General features: G+C 43.5%; 11 protein-coding genes. 6 read left to right on the top strand and 5 right to left on the bottom strand.

The genetic code is table 11. The annotated features are described in order from the left end of the window. Positions 1-19 precede the first annotated feature (19 nt). Entirely contained in the window at positions 20-12,319 is a 12,300-nt protein-coding gene (locus RT422_RS05800; RefSeq protein ID WP_313421624.1) for a hypothetical protein, read from the bottom strand. A gap of 333 nt (positions 12,320-12,652) precedes the next feature. Between RT422_RS05800 and RT422_RS05805 the strand changes: the two genes are divergently transcribed. The 3 genes from RT422_RS05805 to rnt all read left to right on the top strand — a co-directional run bounded on the left by RT422_RS05805 (position 12,653) and on the right by rnt (position 16,222). Further along, complete coding sequence (locus RT422_RS05805; RefSeq protein WP_313421625.1) at positions 12,653-14,185, top strand: hypothetical protein; 1,533 nt, start codon at positions 12,653-12,655, stop codon at positions 14,183-14,185. Between the two features lie 176 nt (positions 14,186-14,361). Further along, a complete protein-coding gene (gene pyrC / locus RT422_RS05810; protein ID WP_313421626.1) occupies positions 14,362-15,444 on the top strand; it encodes a dihydroorotase in 1,083 nt (360 codons plus the stop codon). A 43-nt stretch (positions 15,445-15,487) separates the two neighbouring features. After that, on the top strand, positions 15,488-16,222 hold the full coding sequence (rnt, locus tag RT422_RS05815; protein ID WP_313421627.1) for a ribonuclease T: 735 nt from the start codon (positions 15,488-15,490) through the stop codon (positions 16,220-16,222). Between the two features lie 67 nt (positions 16,223-16,289). Here the strand turns inward: rnt and RT422_RS05820 are convergent, their stop codons facing one another. The 4 genes from RT422_RS05820 to RT422_RS05835 form a co-directional block, all read right to left on the bottom strand. Beyond that, entirely contained in the window at positions 16,290-17,489 is a 1,200-nt protein-coding gene (locus tag RT422_RS05820; RefSeq protein ID WP_313421628.1) for a hypothetical protein, read from the bottom strand. Positions 17,490-17,676: 187 nt separating this feature from the next. Beyond that, complete coding sequence (locus tag RT422_RS05825) at positions 17,677-18,306, bottom strand: 3-oxoacid CoA-transferase subunit B (protein ID WP_065252965.1); 630 nt, start codon at positions 18,304-18,306, stop codon at positions 17,677-17,679. A 17-nt stretch (positions 18,307-18,323) separates the two neighbouring features. Continuing rightward, a complete protein-coding gene (locus RT422_RS05830; RefSeq protein ID WP_007114900.1) occupies positions 18,324-19,031 on the bottom strand; it encodes a CoA transferase subunit A in 708 nt (235 codons plus the stop codon). A 279-nt stretch (positions 19,032-19,310) separates the two neighbouring features. Further along, positions 19,311-19,946, bottom strand: a complete 636-nt coding sequence (locus RT422_RS05835) for an FxsA family protein (protein WP_060994365.1) — start codon at positions 19,944-19,946, stop codon at positions 19,311-19,313. 270 nt (positions 19,947-20,216) lie between these two features. On the opposite strand from RT422_RS05835, the gene ruvC reads away from it, so the two are divergent. The 3 genes from ruvC to RT422_RS05850 all read left to right on the top strand — a co-directional run bounded on the left by ruvC (position 20,217) and on the right by RT422_RS05850 (position 23,347). Next, the gene (ruvC, locus tag RT422_RS05840) at positions 20,217-20,819 is read left to right on the top strand and encodes a crossover junction endodeoxyribonuclease RuvC (RefSeq protein ID WP_060994366.1); all 603 of its coding nucleotides are present in this window, start codon (positions 20,217-20,219) and stop codon (positions 20,817-20,819) included. Between the two features lie 166 nt (positions 20,820-20,985). After that, entirely contained in the window at positions 20,986-21,846 is an 861-nt protein-coding gene (purU, locus tag RT422_RS05845) for a formyltetrahydrofolate deformylase (RefSeq protein WP_100270229.1), read from the top strand. Positions 21,847-21,949: 103 nt separating this feature from the next. Then, positions 21,950-23,347 carry an MFS transporter gene (locus tag RT422_RS05850; protein WP_313421630.1) on the top strand — a complete coding sequence of 466 codons (1,398 nt, stop codon included), beginning with the start codon at positions 21,950-21,952 and terminating at the stop codon, positions 23,345-23,347. The last annotated feature ends 57 nt before the right edge of the window (positions 23,348-23,404 follow it).

Genomic DNA, 23,404 nt, shown 5'->3' on the forward strand with positions numbered 1-23,404 from the left:
AAGATTAATAGACCAATTATTAGTTGTTAGCTGAGAATGAGCAATAAGGCAGCATTGTAGAACTGACTAAAGTACCAAATGGACTTAGCGTATTAGGACGAATACCTTTATTGTCTTCAGTAATCACATCGTCATCAAGAACAGGGAGACTAATATCACGTTCCTGAGAGAATTCACTACCATCAACTTTTGTCGTCACGCGAACTGTCGCTGTCAACCACTGGGCATATTCTTTAGCATAACGGATACTAAAGTCTAACTTACCTGTGGCATCAGTTTTGACAGTTTGGGTGCTAAGAATTTGCGTACCATTCGGGGCTAATACGGTAATTGGATTTATTGGTGTGAGCAAACCATCACCGTTATAGTCTTCAGCAATAGCAAAATCTATCTTACCATTGTTATTTAAATCTTCTCCAGCATCTAACTGACCGTTTCCATTTAAATCTTCACTTCTATCTAAAGTAGCATTACCATTAAAGTCTTCTGAAAGACAGCTGAAAAATCCATTGATTGTACTACCACCCATAAAGGATTGTCTTATCCATTTTGCAGGTACTTCAGGCACAGCAGGCACAGTAACCACACCGTCTTTATCAGTCACGGCTGGTATACCTGCAACTTTAGGTATAAATTTCCACATCCCCACACCATAGGTTTTTGGTACAACTGAGATGGAAACTTCTTGGTTGACGGCAGGTTGACCAATGCTGTTATTGATAAAGATAGAGCCAGCGCGGATATAGTATATATTATCTGTAGTAGGTGCCACTTTGTCGGCAAACGCAAAACCAATCCATGCAGAGAAGTTTTGCACGGTGAAGGTGGTGGTTTGCGGTTGAACGCCCGTGACAGGTAAATAACTATTGCCTAATTTAACGGATTTCACCGCCGTGCTTATTTTAACGCCATTGACTGGAGTAGCATTTTTACCTGCAAAGTAGCTAACCACTGCATTACCAGACGCATCGGTTAATGCTGTACCTGAAGATAATTTGCCGCCTGATGCATCTTCAACTGTTGAGAATTCAACCAAGGCATTTTTAACAGGGGCATCGTTGATGTCTCTTACCGAAGCAATGATTTTGGTTTCACCGTTGACACTCACTGTGGTATTGGTAACTTGTACCAATAATTTGGCGACTTTGTCAGTGATGTAAGTAATATCTTGCTCAAGTTGTTTGGCACCATTATATTCTACGGTTAACGTCGCGACACCCGGCGATTTTGATTGGATGTTATTAAATACCGCTTGACCATTTTGGGCAGCTACTAACACGCGAGTTTCACCGTTGGTGCCAAGGGTGCCTTTATTGGTGGTCAAGTAAATAATAGTACCATCAGCCACGGTCGATGGTAGGTCGACGGTGACAGTGGTAGGCGTTTCTACCTTGATTTCATTGTTGATAGCAGTTTGATTGTTTTGAGAAACTTTCAAACTCAGATTGGTTGCAGTGACTTTGGTCAATGTGCCTAAGCTGAAAGGTTGAGAAGTCAAAGTGGCATTGGCATTGGTAATTCTTGCCTGCAAATCAAAGGTGCTATCGGTCGCTGCCCCTAATTGTTGGCTATTGACGGTAAAGGTAAATTTGCCATTGGAATCAGTATTTACCATCGGAACAGTCAACGCCGCACCGTCTTTTAATAGCTGAATCGATTGATTGGCGATAGGGCGACCATTACCATCGACAGCCACACCAGATACAGTGATAGTATCAGTCAGGCTATCAGTAATCACCGACTTGGAGATGAAACCATCCTTGATGGACGTACCCGTTACAGTGAAATCAATGGTTTGCTCAGTTTGTTGATACACACCATCATTCACAATGACACGTACTTTTGCGCTATGGTCAAGTTTTGAAACCAGCCCAATATCACTTTGTACCAAATCTACTTGTACAAAACCATTGGCATCGGTCACTAGATTCGATGCTTTATTAAAAGTAATACCTTTATTGATACCTTCTAAGATTTGCAGTTGGACTGGCACACCCGCTTTAATGCCGCCATTAGTATCAGTAACTTTAATACCTAGAGTAGATGTATCGGTTGCCGTTCTTAGAATAGTTTTTGATGGACTAACAAATAATTTATACGCTTGTGTATTTGCATTGCTTGTCGCACCGCGGACGGTAGTAGTACCCACAGACACACCAGATTGGGCAGTGACGACTAAACCATTTTGTAAAGCAGTCGTTGCCTTGGCAAGGTCTTTGATTTCAACTTCAATGGTTGCTTCACCATTGGCGTTGGTATTCACAACCGCACCTGTGTTATTGACCAAGCCAGAATCCGTTGGAACTTTGAAGCTGACTTGCGCATTTGGCACGACGGCGCCGTTTTTATCTATTGCAAGCGCTGTGACTTTAACTTTTGAGCCAATAGCCAATTGAATTGCTGAATCACTGGTTAATAGCAATGAGTTGACGCTATTGGCCGTAATCGCTTCTTGGGTTCTTAAGGTGACCGTTGAGCTAGTGATAGCACCAGCAGATGCCTTAAATGATAGTCCACTAGTTTGCAAGTAGTATTTTTGGTCTGGGGTGAGCGCACCGACTTTTAAAGTTAATACCGCTTCACCATTGGCATTGGTGGTTGCCTGAAGTGGGGTGGTATTAGTTATACCCGTTGCAGCTGCCGCATCCAATAGCGTAAAGCTGACAGGCATGTTCGCTAGGCTGAAATTTTTGGCATCACGCACTTGGGCAGTTACGTTGATTGTATCACCATTATTGGTAGTTAGCGTATTAACATCTGTAACCAAATTGACTTTAGCAATGTCATTCACTGTCGGTTGTGAGGGAGTTTTGGTGAGAGGTACATTGAGTGTTTGTGTTACATTACCGTTAGATGCGGCTTTTACCATATAGCCACTTGCAATCAATTTTTCCGCTTTGGCTGGGTCTATCACGCGTAAGCGGATATAAGCCGTACCCTTAGGAATAATTACCGCTCGCTCGCCAATCATCGGCTCTACAGGCGCAGCGACTTCACTGGTCAATACTGTAGAAGGCGATAAGCTCACAATGCCAGTGGTTGTCGGGTCTGGTAGGTTGAAAGTAACAGGCGCATTGGTAACAGCACCGTTTTGGGCATCGACTGTGTGAGCCATCACAATAAACTCATTGCCTTGGCTCAATACGACTGGCGTATTTGGGAAATTCTCTAAGACCACTTTATCAATGCTCACTTCATTGACAGCTTTGGCTTTTAGCGTGATTTCACCTGTAGCACCACTTGGGGCAGTGACTTTAACTTTTAGACCATTTTGTAGATAGGCTTTTTGGCTAGCGGTTAATAAGTTTTTGACTTCTAAATCGATACTGGCTTCGCCTTTTTCGTCCGTTTTCACGGTTGTGCCGGTGATGTTAAAGACATTAGTCAACGCTGGATCTGGGATACTAAATGTCAAATCACTTGCAGGGACACCGCCAAAGTTACCATTCAATGCAGAAGCAGTCACATGGACTTTAGAGCCTGCCATCATCAAGATATCATCTCTATCAGCGGTGACAGCAATAGAGGTAACCACGCTATCAATCCCTGCATCTCTAGCAGAGAGTTTAATTGGATTAATTTTGGTGCCATTTGGTACTGTTGCGTTGACTACTAAACCATTAGTAAGTAGATAATTACGCTGGCCAGCGGATAAAGCGTCAATACGTAGCTTGATAACGGCTTTGCCTTGCGTATCGGTAGTAACCGTTGACCCTGATAAATTAGCAATACCCGTTGATTCCAACCCTGGCAATGAGAAAGTGACAGGTACTTTGCTCAATGGACCCTGATTGGCATCTGCTACCGTCGCAGTAATATCAAAGGTAGTACCCACGGTCAAATCGAAAATATTATTAGATAAACTACTACTCAATGCACCTTGTTTGACTAATGCAATGTTAGCTTCGACTGGCACTGCTGAAGGATCGATGCCTTTTAGGGTGATATTGCCTTTAACGTCAGTTGGTGTCGTGTTCATGGTATTCTTAGAAACCGCTTGGATGCTGATACCGTTTTGAATCAGGTAGTCTTTGGCAGCTGTCGATTTGACTTCTAGCTCAATCGTGGCTTCACCACTGGCATTGGTGGTGATATTTGAGGTATCAGAAACTGCATACACACCCGATACGGATGGGTTAGTTAGCAGATTGAATTCAACAGGTGCGCCGCCAATACCAGTATTATTACCATTGAGTACTGACGCAGTCACAGTGAAGCGTTCGCCAATTTTGATATTAAATGGATTAACGGGTGAGGTTAATTTGACCGATTTGACATCAAGGCGTTTGACACTGGTATCCACGCCTTTTAATGTTAAGGCAGGTGCAGCTTTACCGTTAGATGTGGCATTGATGGTAAAACCGTTAAGCAAGGCTTGTTTCTGCGCATCGGTGAGGGACTGTACTTGCAGCGTAATAGTCGCTTGACCTTGAGCATTTGTAGTGATAGTAGAAGGTGATAAACTCACCACACCATATTGAGTCACACTTGGCAAATTAAAAGTCACGGGCACATTCGCAAGTGCGCCATTTTGTCCATCTAAGGCTGTTGCTGTGATAGTAAACTGCGTACCAGTAGTTAAGGCAATAGCAGAAACATTAGAGGCTAATGTTAACTTACTGACTAATGCCTCGTTGACTTGTTTACCTATTACAGTTGCTTGACCGATAGCACCATTAGCTGAAACTGCTTGAATCTTAATGCCACTAAGTAGGGCCGCTTTTTGAGCCTCTGTTAACGTAGACTTGATTTCAAGCTCAATCACAGATTCGCCTTTAGCATCGGTTTTAACCGTTGAGCCAGTTATATTGTAAAGACCAGTGGTCGCTGGGTCAGGAAGACTAAAGGTTAAATTGGTATTGGCAATACCACCAAAGTTTTTATCAAGTGCAACGGCGGTGACTTTCACCTTACTCCCCGCTGCCATTAAGATACTGTCACTGTCAGCGGTCATAGATACAGATTTAACTAGAGTATCAACACTGGTGACTTGCTTAGCTGTCAATTTAAGTGGGTTGATCTTAGTACCATTTGGTACTGTCGCATTGACTACTAAGCCATTCGCCAATAAATAGTTACGCTGGTCAAGCGTTAATGAAGCGATTTCCAAATTAATGGTTGCTTTGCCTTGTGCATCGGTAGTAACCGTTGATCCCGATAGATTGGCGACACCTGTTTGCTCAAGTCCAGGTAAGCTAAAGGTGACAGGAACACCGCTTAAAGCACCCTGTGTAGCATCTGCAATGTTTGCAGTCACTGAGAAGCTATTACCCACTGTTAAATCAAAGCTATTGCTTGGAGTAGTGCTAGATAATGTCGCTTGAGCCACTTTTGTAGTATTAGCACTAACCGTTGGATCAACCCCTAATACTTTAATCGATCCTGACACATCTACCGGTGTGGTACCCATAGTGTTTTTAGCGATCGCAGTGATACTTATGCCTTGGCTTAATAAGCGTGCTTTCGCCGCTTCAGATTTAACTTCTAACTCAATGGTCGCTTCGCCGCTAGCATTAGTGATGATGTTAGAGGTGTCAGAAACGGCATACACACCCGTAACGCTTGGGTCTTCGAGTTTAAACTGAACAGGTGCGCCGCCAATACCTGTGTTATTACCATTGAGTACTGACGCAGTCACGGTAAAGCGCTCACCGGTTTTAACATTAAATTTACTGATTGGACTGTTAACTTTTACCGCTTTAATATCGAAACGTTGAATTGATGTATCCACGCCTTTTAATGTTAAGGCAGGTGCAGCTTTACCGTTAGATGTGGCATTGACGGTAAAACCGTTAAGTAATGCTTGTTTCTGCGCATCGGTGAGTGATTCTACTTCAAGGGTAATCACCGCACGACCTTGACTGTCAGTAACAACCGTTGATGGCGATAAGCTTGCTACCCCAGAAGCCGCTCGGCTTGGTAAGTTAAAGGTCACAGGGGCATTGCTAACAACACCTTTTTGGGCGTCGAGCACCGTTGCCGTGACTTTAAATTGTGAGCCGACTGTCAGTGCAATAGCAGTGACGTTGGCACTCAAATCTACACTACTGACTGCTGCCTCATTGACCGCTTTACCGAATAAGGTCACGATACCTTGTTTGCCATTGGCTGAGGTGACCGTGACGGTGATGCCGCTTTGTAACGCAGCTCTTTGGGCAGCGGTGAGGGCAGCTTTGATACCCACGTCAATGATAGCTTCACCTTTGGCATCGGTAGTGACGGTTGAATTGCCTAGGTTATAAATGCCAGTGGTGGCAGGATTTGGTAGGCTGATGTTTAGGGTTTGGTTAGCGAGCCCACCGAAGGTCTTGTCAAGGGCGATAGCATTTAGTTGCACTTTGCTACCTGCCGCCATCAAGATGTTATTGCTGTCGGCAATGACTGATACGCTATTAACCAAGGTGTCAGGCGCGACCACTTGTTTGGCATTAAGCTTGAGCGGGGTAATGGCGGTGCCATTTGGTACAGTGGCATTGACCGTAAAGCCGTTCTTTAATAAGTATTCACGCTGAGTAGCAGATAGTGAGGTGATCTCTAAGCTAATGGTCGCTTTACCTGTGGCATCACTGGTAACGGTCGAACCCGATAGATTGGCAATACCGGTTTGTTCCAACCCTGGTAGGTTAAAGGTCACTGGAACACCCGCTAATTTACCGTTGTTGGCATCAGATACATTGGCGGTAAGGGTAAAGGTGTTGCCTACGGTTAAGTCAAAGGTGTTGTTGACGGCACTGGTGGTGAGATTGGCTTGAGCGACTTTTGCGATATTTACGTTGGTAACAGGTTCCATACCTTGCACTGTTAATACAGGGCTCGTCACTACCTTGGCAACACCGCTAACAGTATTGATGCTACTAGCGGTGATATTGACGCCTTTACCCCATGCTCTGGCTTTTGCAGGGTCTTTGACTTCAAGCTCAAGGATGGCTTCACCGCTGGCATTGGTGATGACGTTTGAGGTATCAGAGACGGCATATACCCCGGTGATGCTTGGGTCTTGCAAGGTAAATTGAACAGGGGCACCACCCACGCCTGTGTTGGCGGTGTTGAGCGCTGACGCGGTGACGGTGAAGCGTTCACCTACTTTGTAACTAAAGTTGTTAAATGATTTGGTTAAGTTGACTTTGTTGACGTCAAGTTTTGAGGTGGTATCCACGCCTTTTAACGTCAAGGCAGGTGCAGTTTTGCCGTTTGAGGCCGCATTGATGATATATCCCGCTAACAGCAGTTTTTTCTGTGCGTCAGTTAGGGATTTGATTTGTAAGGTGATGGTAGCTTCACCTTTGTCATCTGTCAATACCGTGGATGGTGATAGGCTGGCTACACCCGATGCTGAGAAAGTCGGTAAATAGAAAGTCACTGGGGCATTTTTGATCACACCTTTTTGGTCATCGAGCACGGTTGCACGCACTTGCACTTGTTCGCCTAGCGTCAAGGACATGCTAGGGGGTATCGGGTTGCCCGCTGCATCAAATAAGGTGAGATCAACACTGCTGACCGAAACTTCATTGGCGGCTTTGGCGACAAGGTTAATCACGTTTTGCTTGCCGTTGGCAGCTGTTACGGTGACATCTAACCCTTTTAATAGCTCATTTTTTTGGGCAGTGGTTAAGGTTGATTTGACTTCAAGCTCAATGACTGCCTCGCCTTTGGCATCGGTGGTGATGGTTGAGCCACTCAGATTATATACCCCAGTTTTCACAGGGTTGGGGATGGTGACGTTTAGTTGTTGCCCTGCAATGGCGCCAAAACTCTTGTTAAGGGCAACGGCAGTGATTTTAACCTTACTACCAGCCGCCATAATAATGTTGTTGTTATTGTCGGCGGTCAGTGCGATTGATTCAATGGTATTGTCGACCACCACGGTATTTTTGGCGGCAATCTTAAGTGGGGTGATACTTGCAACATTCGCGACATTAGCTTTTACTACAAAGCCACTATTCAATAAGTAAGCACGTTGAGCCGCTGACAAAGAGATAATTTTAAGATTAATCGTCGCTTGACCATTGCTGTCGGTATTGACCGTGGAGCCCGATAAATTCGCAATACCGCTGCTTTCAAGGTCAGGTAATACAAAGCTGACAGGTACGTCCGAGAGCTTGCCGCCATTGCTATCAGTCACTGCCGCACTGACAGAGAAAGTAGTGCCGACCGTAAGATCAAATGGGTTAATCGTTGACACTAACGACGCTTTGCTGGCTTTTGCCACATTGGCACTGACCGTCGGATCAATACCAAGAACACTCAAACTACCTGCCACATTCGTCGCTGTCGCACCCATGGTGTTTTTGGCGGTGGCAGTGATTTTAACGCCTTGGCTAAGTAAACGGGCTTTGGCCGCTTCAGATTTAACTTCTAACTCAATGGTCGCTTCGCCGCTAGCATTAGTGATGATGTTAGAGGTGTCAGAAACGGCATACACACCCGTAACGCTTGGGTCTTCGAGTTTAAACTGAACAGGTGCGCCGCCAATACCTGTGTTATTACCATTGAGTACTGACGCAGTCACGGTAAAGCGCTCACCGGTTTTAACATTAAATTTACTGATTGGACTGTTAACTTTTACCGCTTTAATATCGAAACGTTGAATTGATGTATCCACGCCTTTTAATGTTAAGGCAGGTGCAGCTTTACCGTTAGATGTGGCATTGATGGTAAAACCGTTAAGCAAGGCTTGTTTCTGCGCATCGGTGAGTGACTTAACTTCTAGGACAATAATCGCCTCACCTTTATCATCAGTCAGCACAGTGGATGATGATAAACTTGCAACGCCAGTGGTTGCAAAATCTGGCAAATTAAATGTTACTGGAGCATTTTTGATAACACCACGCTGTGCATCTAACACAGTAGCTTTAACTTTAACTTGGCTACCAATAATAAGAGGTATATTGTCACCCGTTAAGGTTACACTACTGACAGAGACCTCATTAACTGCTTTTGCCGCAAGTTTAATATCACCCCGTTTACCATTTTGCGAGGTGACTGTGATATTTAGACCGCTGGTTAAGGCTTGTTTTTGAGCCTCTGTTAGAGGTGACTTAACTTCTAAATCAATAACTGCTTCACCTTTCTCATCCGTTGTGATTGTAGAGCCACTGAGATTGTAGACTCCTGTTAAGGATGGGTTAGGAATGTTTACTGTTAGTACCTGACCTTTTAGACCACCAAAATTTTTGTCTAGTGCAACCGCAGTTACTTTCACGTGACTACCTGCTGCCATGATAATGTTGTTGCTATCAGCGGTCACTGAAACTGTTTCCACCGTAGCAGGTGTAGCAACGTCCTTGGCTGAAATTTTTAATGGGGCGATGGTCGTGCCATTAGGTACAGTTGCTTTAACCACTAAACCATTGGTTGCTAGATAGCTACGTTGGGTAGCCGTTAATGATTTAATCTCTAGGTTAATTACTGCTTCACCATTAGAATTGGTAGTTACGGTAGAGCCTGACAGATTAGCAATACCTGTTTGATCAAGTGCAGGTAACACAAAGCTAACAGGTACACCGTCTAATTTACCGTTACTTGCATCTGCAATAACCGCAGTCACGCTAATTTTGTTACCTACTGCTAGCTCAAAGGGATTGACACTTGATACTAGTAATGCTTTGCTGACTTTTGCGACATTATTACTAACGGTTGGATCTACACCTAACACCGTAGTAGCACCTGTTACATCTATAGCAGTAGTACCTTGAGTGTTTTTAGCCGTGGCTTTAATAGTTACACCTTTGGTTAGTAGTAACTGTTTTGCCGCTTCTGATTTTACTTCAAGTTCAATACTGGCTTCACCTTTAGCATTGGTGATAATGTTAGAGGTGTCAGAAACCGAATAGATGCCTGTTAATGCAGGATCATCAAGGGTAAATTGAACCGGCGTACCCCCAATACCAGTGTTATTACCATTCAGTACTGAAGCAGTCACAGTAAAGCGTTCGCCGATTTGTACGTTAAACTTGGTAACTGGGCTGGTGACTTTAACCGCTTTAACATCAAAGCGCGTGATTGGATCAACACCTTTTAAGGTTAATGGCGTGGCTTGTTTGCCATTTGAAGTTGCATTGATGGTAAAGCCACTCAATAATGCTTGTTTCTGTGCATCAGTCAATGATTGTACCTGCAAGGTGATGATAGCTTGACCTTGCGCGTTAGTAGAAATTGTAGAAGCAGATAAACTTGCTACACCATAACTTGCCAATGAAGGCAAGCTAAAGGTAACTGGTGCATTGGCAATGACGCCGTTTTGCGCGTCGTTTACGGTAGCTGTTACTGTGAATTGCGAGCCGACAGTTAATGGGATATTGTTAACATTTGAGGTCAAGGTAACACTATTAGCGACTACGTCATTGACAGATTTAGCAGTAAGTTTAATCTGACCAGTTTTGCCATTAGCCGATGTGACATTCACAATAAGACCGTTTGCCAATGCTTGTTTTTGGGCTGCGGTCAACGTTGATTTTACTTGTAAGGTGAGCGTGGCTTCACCTTTTGAATCAGTGGTAATCGTTGAGCCTGTAATATTGAATACGCCCGTAGCTGATGGGTTTGGAATTGTAACCGTTAGAGTTTGATTCGCCAATCCACCAAAATTTTTGTCTAATGCCATGGCTGTGATTTTGACAGTACTGCCTGCAGCCATCAAGATATTATCACTATCTGCTATTACTGAAATTGAGTTAATATCAGTTTCGCTAGAAACTTGTTTTGTGTTAAGTTTTAGTGGACTGACTGGTGTGCCATTAGGTACAGAAGCATTAATTTGCAAACCATTTTTTAATAAGTAATCGCGCTGCGTGGCATTAAGTGAACTAATTGATAAATTGATGGTTGCTTTACCTTCACTATCTGTCTTGACGGTTGAGCCCGACAGATTGGCAATACCCGTTTGATCTAGTCCAGGCAAGGTAAATGTCACTGGCACGTTTGCTAACGCGCCTTGTCCCGAATCTACCACATTGGCAGTCACGGTAAAGGTATTGCCGACTGTTAAATCAAAGGTATTATTGGCAGCCGTCGTTGATAGACCAACTCGTGCGACTTTGGCGATATTACTGTCGACGGTTGGGTCTACGCCATATAGTTTTACGCTGCCAGTGACAGGTACTGGGGTAGTGCCAGTAGTATTTTTTGCAGTGGCTGTGATATTAATGCCCTGTGACAATAGTTTGGCTTTAGCAGCTTCAGATTTTACTTCAAGCTCGATGGTCGCCTCGCCACTGGCATTTGTTACGACATTAGAGGTATCAGAAACCGCATAAACACCTGTCGCACTTGGGTCATCAAGTTTAAATTGGACAGGTACACCACCTAGACCAGTATTTGAACTATTTAACACTGAAGCAGTCACTGTGAATTTTTCACCAACTTGTACATTAAAGTTAGGCTTTGGTGTCGTTAGATTGACCTTTTGCACATCTAGCTTAGTCGTCGTACTACCTTGCTCGACTCCCTTTAAATTAATAGTATTAGATGCAACACTACCTGTTCTCGCAGTTGAGTTAATGGTTAATCCAGTATTTAACAGATAACTTATTTGTTCATTTGACAAGGATTTGAGCTCTAACTCTAAATTTGCTTCACCTCTGTCATTGGTTAACACACTTAAATTACTATTAGCAAAAATACCACTAAGAACTGAATTTCCAATATTAAAATCGATGGTCGTGTTCGGAATGATATTATTGTCTTTATCCACTGCTAATGCCGTAACATTAATTTTCGTACCTTTTACCAACGTGATATTTTGGCTATCGCTAATTAATAGTAAATTAGTGACAGTCACGGTAGGGGTTGGGGTCGTCGTACTAACATCGGTGCCTTTAAGGGTTTTACTTGTTGAAACTTTACCTACTGTGGTAGTCACAACCAAACCATTTTGTTTTAAATAGTTTTTTTGATCATTGGTCAAAGACTTAATATCAAGTTTGATAACCGCTTTACCCGTGTCATCAGTGACTAAATTTGGACTAATTCCACTAAACACGCCTGTTACGCTTGGGTCTGTAATCTGAACGCTTACCGGTACACTAGCAACACCGATATTGTTACTGTTTAAGGCGTAGACAGTTAACTCTACACTATCGCCAACATTCATATAAAAATCAGAACTGGTACTGACTAATTGAACTTTCTTCACACTGGCAAGATTGGTCGTAGTGGTCGAATCTGTACCGGTGCTTGGATTGGTGACACTGACCGTACCTGTTTTCACAGGCGGCGGCAATGTATCATTACCGCCACCACCGCCACAACCCGCGAGGGCAAGTGCGGTCGTCAATGCAGAGAGTTGAAAGGACTTGATTAGGTTGGTAGAGATAGCCATAAAGTTATCCTAGAGACATTAAGTAAGACTGCTAAATAAATTGATAGGGATAAAAAAATTACCAATTTTTCGATGAGCAAAAAATGTTACGTGATTGATGCTAAAATATAATTTTTGATGCTATCTACTTTACTAATTTTGCACAAAAGTTACAACAAATTCTAATCATAATTTGATGAATTTAATCGTATTGAAATTATAAAGTATCAACAAGATTTCTAAATTTAACGCTATTTTTTTAGAGGGAGTATATAGAAATTGCCCTATATCCACGATATTGCTAAAAACTCACTAACCACCCAATGCCCAAAAATGTAAACTAAGTGATAAAGTATGCTGTCAAAAAATCTTTCCACAACTTGTAATATCATTGACCATATATCGCTATATCATTTTTGGGCAAACACTCTACCATCAGTGCTGCCAATAGTAGCAGATGGTTCACACCTATCAATTTGTTATCTAAAAAAAGTGGTGCCTGAGCTATTAAAAGTCGTGCTTTATCAGTTATCGGCAAAAATTCAGCAAAATCCGTCGTTAACCCCTCAAAATTTGGCGCAGGTAACAGATGAGTATGATTTTGTTTTAGAATTATTGGTTACTTTAGTTACAAAAAAATTCATTGAAAACGGCAGCAATTTTGTAACTCTAAAACAACTGTCTAAAAATAGTCCATCGATTTTTGAGCAGTGGTTTGACGATGAAACCCAAAAAACCATGATTGCTGGCGTGCTACTGGAAAAAACCCATCTGCCTTTAGATAACCTGTTAACTATCTGGCAAACCATCACTGCATTGGCGGTGATAAATTTGGCAGATATAATAAGTTCACTACAAAACACCATAGACTCAGCGCAGATTACTGAGTGGCTTGCGATGCAGCCCGTTTTTTTTATGTCACCAGAAGATACGGGGCTGATAAATGCAGTGAATTTTAAACGTGCTGTCAGTTTTCAAGCAATGCAGCAACAGCAATTAAAATGGTCACAAATTCAAAATATTGCGGACTTGCCTGTCTATCAACAGCATATTGTCCAGCAAATGACTATTTATAAAGCGTCCAATTTTTTTAACATCGCGCCAATAGCCATCCCGCATGCTCACTTCGATCAACATGTGATTTCAAAAGGCATCCGGCAAATAAATAAAGCGGTGAGGTCAAACACACAAACAGCCCCTTCAGCTAGCAATATTTTTGCCAAACCGCAAGTTCGCAAACCCGCTCGTTGGATAGATAAGCTACAAAACCATTGGATTGCGACAGCCACCGTATTTTCTGTCGCCGTTTTTGGCGGGGTAGGCGCGTTGGTGAGCGTCAAAGATAAGCCTGCCGTCACCCAACCCTCAGCAAAAATGTCAGTGGCAAACCCAGTTTATCGTGATGTGGCGATAGTAAAAGTCGCTTCGACACCGAGCACAGTGACCAATGAGATGACTACAGCTGAGCATCACAAGAAACACGATAAATCTAAGTCATTGGATGAAAAGCCTTCGGTACAATCTGAAAAAGCGCGAGCTATGAAAAAATCTGATAAACAAGAGGAAAGCAAAAAAGCGGAAAGCAAAAAAGACCGCAAAAAAAATACCAACGATGATACCAAAGCCGATGGTAAGAATGAGGCTAAACAAGACCAAAAGAAAAAAGCTAGCTCATCTAAAGTCGACAGTCAACAATCTGAAAAAACTTCTAGTACCACCAAAAAATCTAAGGCTAAGGACAAAGCGGTAAAAGAAAAATCGCCAAAAGAAAAAGACAAGTCACCATCATCAAAAACCGCCCCTGACAAAAAATCGGTCAAAAAGCCCGACGATAAGGCTAATAATAAAACAGATAAAAAACCTAGCAATAAATCCAAAATCCATTAACACCGTTATTAAAACGACATAAACTGACGTATTATTTGTCAGTGTACTTGGCTTGCGAATATTTTCATGTCGTTTTTTGCCTAAAACTGCTATGATGCACAAGTTTTTCAACGCTTCAATTATCGGTTTTTGACGTTGTTTTTTTTAAGGCACTCTCAAAACTGTTCGAGGAAATCATGAGCGCAGCGACTGCACCTATCAATACTTTTACTATTACTGCCCCTGATGACTGGCATATTCATTTACGGGACGGGCAGGCGCTTGCTACGACGGTGCCACATGCCGCTGCCAATTTTCGCCGCGCTATTTGTATGCCAAATTTGGTGCCGCCCGTCAAAACAGCCGCTGATGCTATCGCTTATCGTGAGCGTATTTTGGCGCAAGTGCCCAACGACAGTATCTCCCAGCAATTTGAGCCATTGATGACGCTTTACTTGACCGAGTCACTGACAGCAGAAGACATCGAAACCGCCGTTGATTCAGGTGTAGTAAAAGCAGTCAAGTTATATCCTGCAGGTGCGACCACCAATTCTGCGGATGGGGTAAGCCATATCAATCATTGCACCGATGTATTTGCCAAGATGGAAGCGTTGGGTTTGCCGCTTTTGGTACATGGTGAAGTGACGCACCACCATATTGATATTTTTGACCGTGAAAAACGCTTTATTGATGAAGTGATGGTCAATCTCATTGATAAATTTCCAAAATTAAAAATCGTCTTTGAGCACATCACCACCAGTGATGCCGCTGACTTTGTGTTGTCACAGGGCAAAAATGTCGCAGCGACGATTACCCCGCAGCATTTACTGTTTAATCGTAATCACCTGCTGGTGGGCGGCATTAAACCACATTTTTATTGCTTGCCGATTTTAAAACGCCAAAGTCACCAAAAAGTATTACTTGATGTAGCAACCAGTGGCAATCCCAAATTCTTTATTGGCACTGACTCTGCGCCCCATGCGACTCATACTAAGGAAAATGCTTGCGGTTGTGCAGGCTGTTATAGTGCATCGATTGCGCTGCCTTTGTATGCACAAGCCTTTGAAAGCGTGGGCAAACTTGATAAGTTAGAAGGCTTTACCAGTATTCACGGGGCAAAATTTTATGGCTTACCTATCAATAGTGATAAAGTCACCTTGGTGCGTGAAGCATGGCAAGTCCCCGAGCATTATCCTTATCTTGACGGTAAAGATTTGACCCCGCTGATGGCTGGACAAACGCTGGACTGGAAAGTGATGCCATTTAATTTAGCCGTATGATTTTTAATCCTTTATTTTTTCTGTTTTTTCCGCAAGGTAACGTATGACCGCCACAACTGAACCCATGACTATTGCCAACCGTTTTCGCAATTACTTGCCCGTGGTGGTGGATGTAGAGACAGCAGGGTTCAATCCAAAAACCGATGCCTTGCTTGAGATTGCCTGTATTCCAATTTTGATGGATGATAGCGGGCGTTTTTACCCAGGTGAGGCGGTCAATGCCCATATTGAGCCGTTTGAAGGGGCAAATCTTGAAGCTCGTGCTCTGCAATTCACCGGCATCAATCCCCACAGCCCGATGCGAAAAGCCATTGCTGAAGATGAAAAAACCGCCATTCGCCGTATTTTTAAATATTTAAAAACGGTGCGCCAATCGACCCAATGTACCAAGTGTATTTTGGTGGGGCACAATGCGCATTTTGACCTCAGCTTTCTAAATGCTTTAATTGAGCGTACCAATAGCAAAAATCAAAGCCAATTTCACCAGTTCTCCGTGTTAGATACCGTCACCTTATCCGCGCTTGCGTTTGGTCAAACGGTACTGGCGAGAGCGTGTAAACTCGCTGGACTAGAATTTGATGGTAATGAAGCGCATTCTGCGTTATATGACACCCAAAAAACGGCTGAATTGTTTTGTTATATCTTAAATAATTATCCGCTGCTGACGCCAAACTTGGCGAGCGATGAGGCTAATGATGATGAGCATAAGAGTGATGGGCGTCAGGATAGCGATGACGAGGCCATACTAGTGCTATCTGACGACCCGACTGATGGCTAAATTTTTTGGTAGTGGTTTGGATGTTTAACCTTGTTTAATACCCAAATCACGGCATTCATCCAAATCTTTAAACTTTAACTGCTACAAATATCAGTATCATGAATATAATCAGCGCCGCAGTCGCAAGCGTCATTTTTTTGCCATAGCTAGTATCTTCGCGTTGGGTTTGCTTTAGTAATGACAGGGTGGCAATACCTTGCGAAATACGCATGGCGTCAGGGTGACCATGTGCCGCAGCCAGCTCTAGCCAGTATTTGCCCATCTCGCTATCTTGCTCGACCCCATGTCCTGCATAGTAGAGTTTACTGAGTAATTTCTCCGCACGATTATCATGCTGCGAGGCTGCTTGTTGCAACAGTAGCAAAGCTTGTTGGGAGTTTTGAGAAATCTTGAGTAAGTGATTGCCTTCAAATAGCCACAGCGCTTGGCGCAGTAATGCATCAGTAAGACCATTCTCGGCAAATTTATCAATCACTTGTACGGCTTTTGCCAAATTATCTGCTGATATAGTCTTTTCGACTACATTTTCTTCGAGTACACTGCTTTCTAATAAGTTGCTTTCTAATAAATTGCCACTTGATTGCGCTGTTTGAATCAGCGCAACTGCTTTTTCATACATTGCTCGGCTTTGTTCTGTCATGTCTGAATCAAGCCATTGAATGGTCTGCAAATCCTGTGCAAGCTCGCCAAAAATCGCATGTTTGTTGACCACTGCCTGCGAGTCGGCAATGGATTTTCGCTGATTGAGCAGTCCTTCATGCAGTGTGGGATTGAGTAGCGCGGCTTCAACCTCTGCCTTATAGCGCGCAACTTCCTCTGCTTGGCGCTGCTGTTCTTCAAATTGCTTTTGCTGTTCAATTTGTTTGGCTTGGGCTCTTGCTTGCGCAATGACTTGGCGATTTGAGCGTGTTTTTGATGGGATTTTGCTAGTTAGCGATTGAGAAGTAAGGGGGTTTTTGAGCGAAGTGGGCGGCACCGATGAAACCGTTGGTTGAGCCACGCGTAAAGATTTATCAGTAGCAGGGGTGGCATTTTCTGATACTGCTTCATGATCATTGGGCATATCCATGATATTGGGCGCATCAATCACTGGGGTGATTTGCATCACTGTTTGGCTAAAATCTGGCACCTCGGTAAAGTCAAACCGATAAATTTGCGGCAATGCCACGCCGTCATCGGCAGCCATCTCATTGGGATACTTACGATCACTCAGCGGATTGTCTTCATCGGTGATAAATTTGGGATGAGATAAGCGAGATGCAATCATGGTGTTGGATAAATGTTGATAGTGATGTCATTATAGAGGACAAATCAGCGAAAGTAAAAAAGCCAAAATCATAAAAAAGGACAGCGTCACTGTCCTTTTTTATTATCCTTTTTCACTGCCCTTTTAATGGCAATTAAACGCTGACTTGTGACAGCGCTATTATCTTACAGTTGTTATTTTGCAGGTGTTATTGTGCAATGGTTACGGGTGTTTTTGATTGTAATTCTTCAAACGTGACACCGTCTGCTAGCTCAACCAGTTTTAAACCGTTATCGGTCACATCCATGATGGCTAAATCAGAGATGATACGATTCACCACTTTTTTGCCTGTCAGGGGTAGCGTACATTCAGCCAATACTTTTGGCTCACCATGTTTGTTGGTATGTTCCATCAATACAATGACGCGTTGAACGCCTGCGACCAAGTCCATCGCGCCGCCCATGCCTTTAACCATCTTGCCAGGAATCATCCAGTTGGCAAGATCGCCAGTGTCTGAAACTTCCATCGCACCCAAGATAGCAAGGTTGACTTTGCCGCCACGAATCATGGCAAATGACTGTGAGCTTGAGAAAAAGCTCGCACCGGTCGCTGTGGTGACGGTTTGTTTACCCGCATTGATTAGATCGGGGTCAACTTTATCGGGTGTTGGGAATTCATCAATCCCAAGCAGCCCATTTTCTGATTGTAGCCAAACGTTGACGCCTTCTGGAATATAGTTCGCCACTAAGGTCGGTAAACCGATACCTAGATTGACATAAAAGCCGTCTTGTAGTTCTTTTGCGGCTCTTTGTGCCATTTGTTCACGAGTCCATGCCATGGTAATCTCCTTATATCCTAGTTTGTCTGTTCTTTGGTCGTCACTTTTTCGATGCGTTTTTCTGGGTTGGCATTGACCACGATGCGATGCACATAAATACCCGGCAAATGGATTTGGTCGGGGTCTAGCTCGCCAGTTTCCACCAACTGCTCAACTTCGACAATGGTGACTTTACCTGCTGTGGCGACATCTGGGTTAAAGTTACGCGCCGTTTTGTTGAACATCAAGTTGCCCGCTTTATCGGCTTTTTGGGCTTTGACCAGTGCCACATCAGCGACTAATGAGCGCTCAAGGATATATTGACGACCGTCAAATTCACGTTCTTCTTTACCTTCAGCAATTTGGGTACCTACGCCAGTGGCGGTAAAAAACGCAGGGATGCCCGCACCCCCGGCACGCAGTTTTTCTGCCAGCGTCCCTTGTGGGGTCAATTCAACTTCCAATTCACCCGATAAAAACTGACGTTCAAATTCTTTGTTTTCACCCACATAAGATGCAATCATTTTTTTGACTTGGCGAGTCTCTAGCAATAATCCCAAACCAAAGCCATCGACACCAGCGTTATTGCTGATACAGGTCAAATCTTTAACGCCGCTATCTCGCAAGGCTTCAATTAAAGCTTCGGGGATACCACACAGACCAAAACCACCCACCGCAATCGTTTGTCCATCTTTGATGACGCCCTCAAGTGCCGCAGCTGCGCTGTCATATACTTTGCTGGTCATACATTCACTCCTTGTTGCTAACCAATGTTGCTAATATCATTTACCAAAAATAAAAACATTTACCAAAAATAAAAATTACGCTCAAACCTAAAAATTCCAAAACGAAATAAATCGTATCGTTATAGATTTTATATAACAAATTTCGTCTTAAGTAAATCACATTGCATGAATTTTTGCAAAAAGTAAACCCAGTTTTTCGCAACAATAGGGCATAAAAAAAGGCATACTAAGGATGCCTTAAATTTATCAATGTTTAACAGTCAATTTTTTATCCACTGTCTAGTCATCATTGGCAGAGCGGGTGATGCGTTTGGCGTTCGAGTTGACCGTTTTGGCTTGTCCGTCAATGGTCGTGCCAAATTTACCGCCGTTGTTATTTTTGCTACCAAAGCCCCCAAAAGGATTTTGTCCGCCCATACCACCAAATGGATTTTGACTACCAAACGGGTTTTGTCCACCCATGCCGCCAAGACCCCCTAAGCCACCCATTTTTGAGGGATCCATACCGCCCATTTTACTTGCCATCATTTGCATCAATTTTTCTGGGTTTTTAGTGGCATAGTCTTTAGCAAAGGCTTTAAACTTATTTTGTACCGCGGGCAATAACACAATAAGTGCTGCAATATCACTTAAAATACCGGGCAGTACCAATAAGATACCTGCCACCGCAAAAGCAATCGCTTTAACCACAGAATTTTCATTGGGGCGCATCGCAGGGTTAAGCATGGCGGCTTGCGCTTGTCCAGCCATTGGTTTTAAGGTGGCTATGCCTTTTTTAATGAGGGCGGCACCCACAAAGCCCGCCACGACAAACCATAAAAACACCCACCAGCCACTGACAAATTGTGCGATTAGATACCAAACCAGCATCTCAATAATCAACCAGACAATGGCAATCCCAACTATATTTCCCATGAAAATACGATTCCTAAATTGTGAATAAACTATAAAGAACAAATGATGAATCATTAACCCATGCAATAATGATGGGGGTAATGCATAAAACTATCAAATAGTTTTTTGAAATTCAGCAAATTTTTCGTTAAATTTTTGATAAATGCTATAATTTGACGGCATTTTTAGCTTCGATATTTTTAGTTTCGATGTTTTTAGCTTCGACTGCATTTTTAGCAAAATTTTTTTGTGGGTATCTTTTTTTACGAGCATGTTTTACGAGCATCTTTTATGAGTATCTTTATTGGTATTGACCCAGGCTCACGTCTGACAGGCTATGGCATCATTCGGTTGAGTGGGGATAAACTTGAACATTTGGATGCAGGCACGATTCATGCTTACAGCCAAGGGGAAACCATGCCCGAGCGGCTCAAGCGGATATTTGATGGGATTAGCCGTATCGTTGAGCATTATCAAAAATACACCAATGAACCCATGACCGCTGCCATCGAGCAAGTATTTATGGCATCAAACCCCGATACCGCGCTCAAGCTTGGGCAGGCGCGGGGTGCAGCGATTGCCGCTATGGTTGCTAAAGATTTGCAAGTAGCTGAATATACCGCACGGCAAATCAAACAAGCGGTATGTGGCTATGGCGCGGCAGACAAAGAGCAGATTCAGCTTATGGTGATGCGCTTGTTGAGCCTTGAGATACAGCCGCAAGCGGATGCGGCAGATGGCTTGGCGTGTGCGATTTGTCATGCGTATCATAGCCAGACACTGAATAAATTGCTCGGTGGGGCAGCGGTAATCGCTGGTCAAAGCGCAGGTGGACGCTCAAAGAAAAAAGGGCGCTGGCGATTGACCGAAGTTGATTTGGGTAATTTAAGTTAAAACGCAGGTTAAAAGATAGGTTAAAATTTAGGTTAAAAGGCAGTGGGTAAACGAATCTCAAGAAAATTTTTATATCCCACAAGGCTTTTGATGGGTTTAGACTTCTTTGTCAGCATAAAAATCGCTACAATGGCATCTTTTGAAAATTGAACACAAGAAGTACCTCATGAGCCAACTAGCTACTGCAACTTTATTGATTAAATGCCAAGACCGCGCAGGCATTGTGCAAGCTGTATCCGAATTTTTTTATCGTTATGGCGCCAATATTATCAGCCTTGACCAATACTCGACTGAGCCCGAAGGCGGTCAATATTTTATGCGCCTTGAAATGGCTATCAATGATTTAGACAATATCATCGACAACATGAAAGGCAGTTTTGAGCATACCGTCGCTCGCATCTATCAAATGGAATGGAAACTATTTGATAATAGTAAACGTAAAAAAGTGGCGATTTTGGTGTCCAAATATGACCATGCGCTACTTGATTTGCTGTGGCGCTGGCAACAAGGACAACTAGATTGTGAGATTACCTGTGTCGTCAGTAATCACCATGATTTGCGCCAAGCGGTAGAAAATTTTGGTGTGCCATTTCATCACGTAGCTGTGAGCAAAGACAATAAAGTACAAGCAGAGGCAGAGATTCAAGCGCTGGTCAAAGACTGTGATTTGTTGGTGCTGGCGCGCTATATGCAGATTTTATCCGCTGAATTTACCGCCGCCTGGCACATGAAAATTATCAATATTCACCACTCATTCTTGCCAGCCTTTGTCGGCGCCGATCCATACCGCCAAGCCTATGAAAAAGGCGTCAAACTGATTGGCGCCACCGCGCATTATGTCACAGCCGACCTTGACCAAGGACCGATTATTGAGCAAGACGTGCACCGTGTCAGCCATCGCCACCATGTGGCAGAATTGCGGGCGATTGGGCAAGATGTCGAGCGTAGCGTGCTGACCCGTGCCGTGCGTTGGCATCTACAAAACCGGGTGATTGTCACAGGCAATAAAACGGTGGTATTTAACTAATCTTTCACCCGTTATTTGTTGTCATTGCAGCTTATCTTGTTATTAGGGCGTAGGTTTTACGCCCTTCTCATTATTATAAAAATAATCTACCTGTGGTAGTCCTATGCCGTTATCAAAGTCGCCTGCGCCACCATCCAACACTCATATGACCCACTATAAAACCTTGGGCTTACTGCTCACCTTATATTTGGCTCAAGGCTTGCCCGCAGGATTTATCACCCAAGCCTTGCCAGCGATTTTACGTGAATACAAAGTTTCACTGGTTGCCATTGGTTGGTCAGGACTGATTTTGGTACCTTGGGGGCTTAAATTCTTGTGGGCTACTGTCGTGGACGGCTATTATTCACAGAAAATCGGACGCGCCAAAAGCTGGATTTTGCCGATGCAAGGGTTGTCGATAGTCATCCTGACTGCGGTGGCATTTTTTGAACCGCATAATTTGGCACAAACCAGTTCGGTGATGACATTGTACGGGATGTTATTTACCTTAAGTCTTATCGGTGCGACACACGATGTGGCGACGGATGGGCTAGCAACGCGTTTGCTTAAAGAGGCTATGGCGCCCAAAGAACCGTTGACCCATGATATGCCTGCGCCTACTCCTGATTCGGTGACTCAGACGACCAATCACCATCATCGCCAAAGCCAAGGCAATGCCGTACAAGTCATCGGCTATCGGCTGGGGCTTATTGTCGGTGGCGGTGTTTTACTGATGCTGTTAGAACAATGGGGCTGGCGTAATAGTTTTCTTGCCATGGCGGCTTTGGTGGCACTTAATACCGTGCCCATTGTGTTTTTTAAAGAGCACACCCACACCTCGGTTATACCCGCCAAAAAACAAGTACAGGCAGCAAAATCTGGCAGTTTTAAGGCACTAAAAAATTACCTTAGCCACCATTATCAGTATTTTTGGTCATCGCGGGAGATGCTATCTTGGCTAGGCGTGTTATTGACCTTCAAAATTGCTGATGGTATTTCAAGTGGTATGGTCAAACCGATGATGGTCGATGTTGGACTTAACTTGCAGCAAATTGGTTTTTGGGCAACCATCTTGGGCTCGGCGGCCTCAGTCGCTGGGGCAGGGGTCGCCACAATTTTGATGAAACGACTCACTCGCTTTGCGTCCCTGCTGTATTTTAATCTTGCCCAAGCGCTGACCACAGGGTTGTATGGCTTGGTGGCTTATGGGTTTTATCATCAATTACTGACTGATTTTTTGTGGCTCTATGTCGTCAATGCGCTGGAGCATTTTTGTGCATCGTTGGCGCTGATTGCGATGCTTACGACCATTATGCATTATTCACGCCCTGCCAATGCGGGGAGTGATTTTACTGTGCAGGTTTGTCTGTTGACGGTGTTGGGCGGCTCGGCGCATTTTGCCAGCGGCTATATGGCGCATTTTTTGGGCTATCAATGGCATTTTTTGGTGAGTATGCTGATTGGCTTTGTTTGCCTTGCACCAATAATTTACTGGCATAAATTACAAAATAATGAGAAATAATTTCATTTTTAATTGAATTTTAATATTTTTGACCATATTATCTATTTATATGATAAA

It is taken from the genome of Moraxella sp. CTOTU49803 (assembly GCF_032097965.1).
GTDB classification, from domain to species: Bacteria; Pseudomonadota; Gammaproteobacteria; order Pseudomonadales; family Moraxellaceae; genus Faucicola; species Faucicola tetraodonis.

Bases quoted from the DNA above. Each gene is read 5' to 3' on its own strand.
- RT422_RS05800 (WP_313421624.1), bottom strand. From the start codon at position 12,319: ATGGCTATCTCTACCAACCTAATCAAGTCCTTTCAACTCTCTGCATTG.
- RT422_RS05805 (WP_313421625.1), top strand. From the start codon at position 12,653: ATGCTGTCAAAAAATCTTTCCACAACTTGTAATATCATTGACCATATA.
- pyrC (WP_313421626.1), top strand. From the start codon at position 14,362: ATGAGCGCAGCGACTGCACCTATCAATACTTTTACTATTACTGCCCCT.
- rnt (WP_313421627.1), top strand. From the start codon at position 15,488: ATGACCGCCACAACTGAACCCATGACTATTGCCAACCGTTTTCGCAAT.
- RT422_RS05820 (WP_313421628.1), bottom strand. From the start codon at position 17,489: ATGATTGCATCTCGCTTATCTCATCCCAAATTTATCACCGATGAAGAC.
- RT422_RS05825 (WP_065252965.1), bottom strand. From the start codon at position 18,306: ATGGCATGGACTCGTGAACAAATGGCACAAAGAGCCGCAAAAGAACTA.
- RT422_RS05830 (WP_007114900.1), bottom strand. From the start codon at position 19,031: ATGACCAGCAAAGTATATGACAGCGCAGCTGCGGCACTTGAGGGCGTC.
- RT422_RS05835 (WP_060994365.1), bottom strand. From the start codon at position 19,946: ATGGGAAATATAGTTGGGATTGCCATTGTCTGGTTGATTATTGAGATG.
- ruvC (WP_060994366.1), top strand. From the start codon at position 20,217: ATGAGTATCTTTATTGGTATTGACCCAGGCTCACGTCTGACAGGCTAT.
- purU (WP_100270229.1), top strand. From the start codon at position 20,986: ATGAGCCAACTAGCTACTGCAACTTTATTGATTAAATGCCAAGACCGC.
- RT422_RS05850 (WP_313421630.1), top strand. From the start codon at position 21,950: ATGCCGTTATCAAAGTCGCCTGCGCCACCATCCAACACTCATATGACC.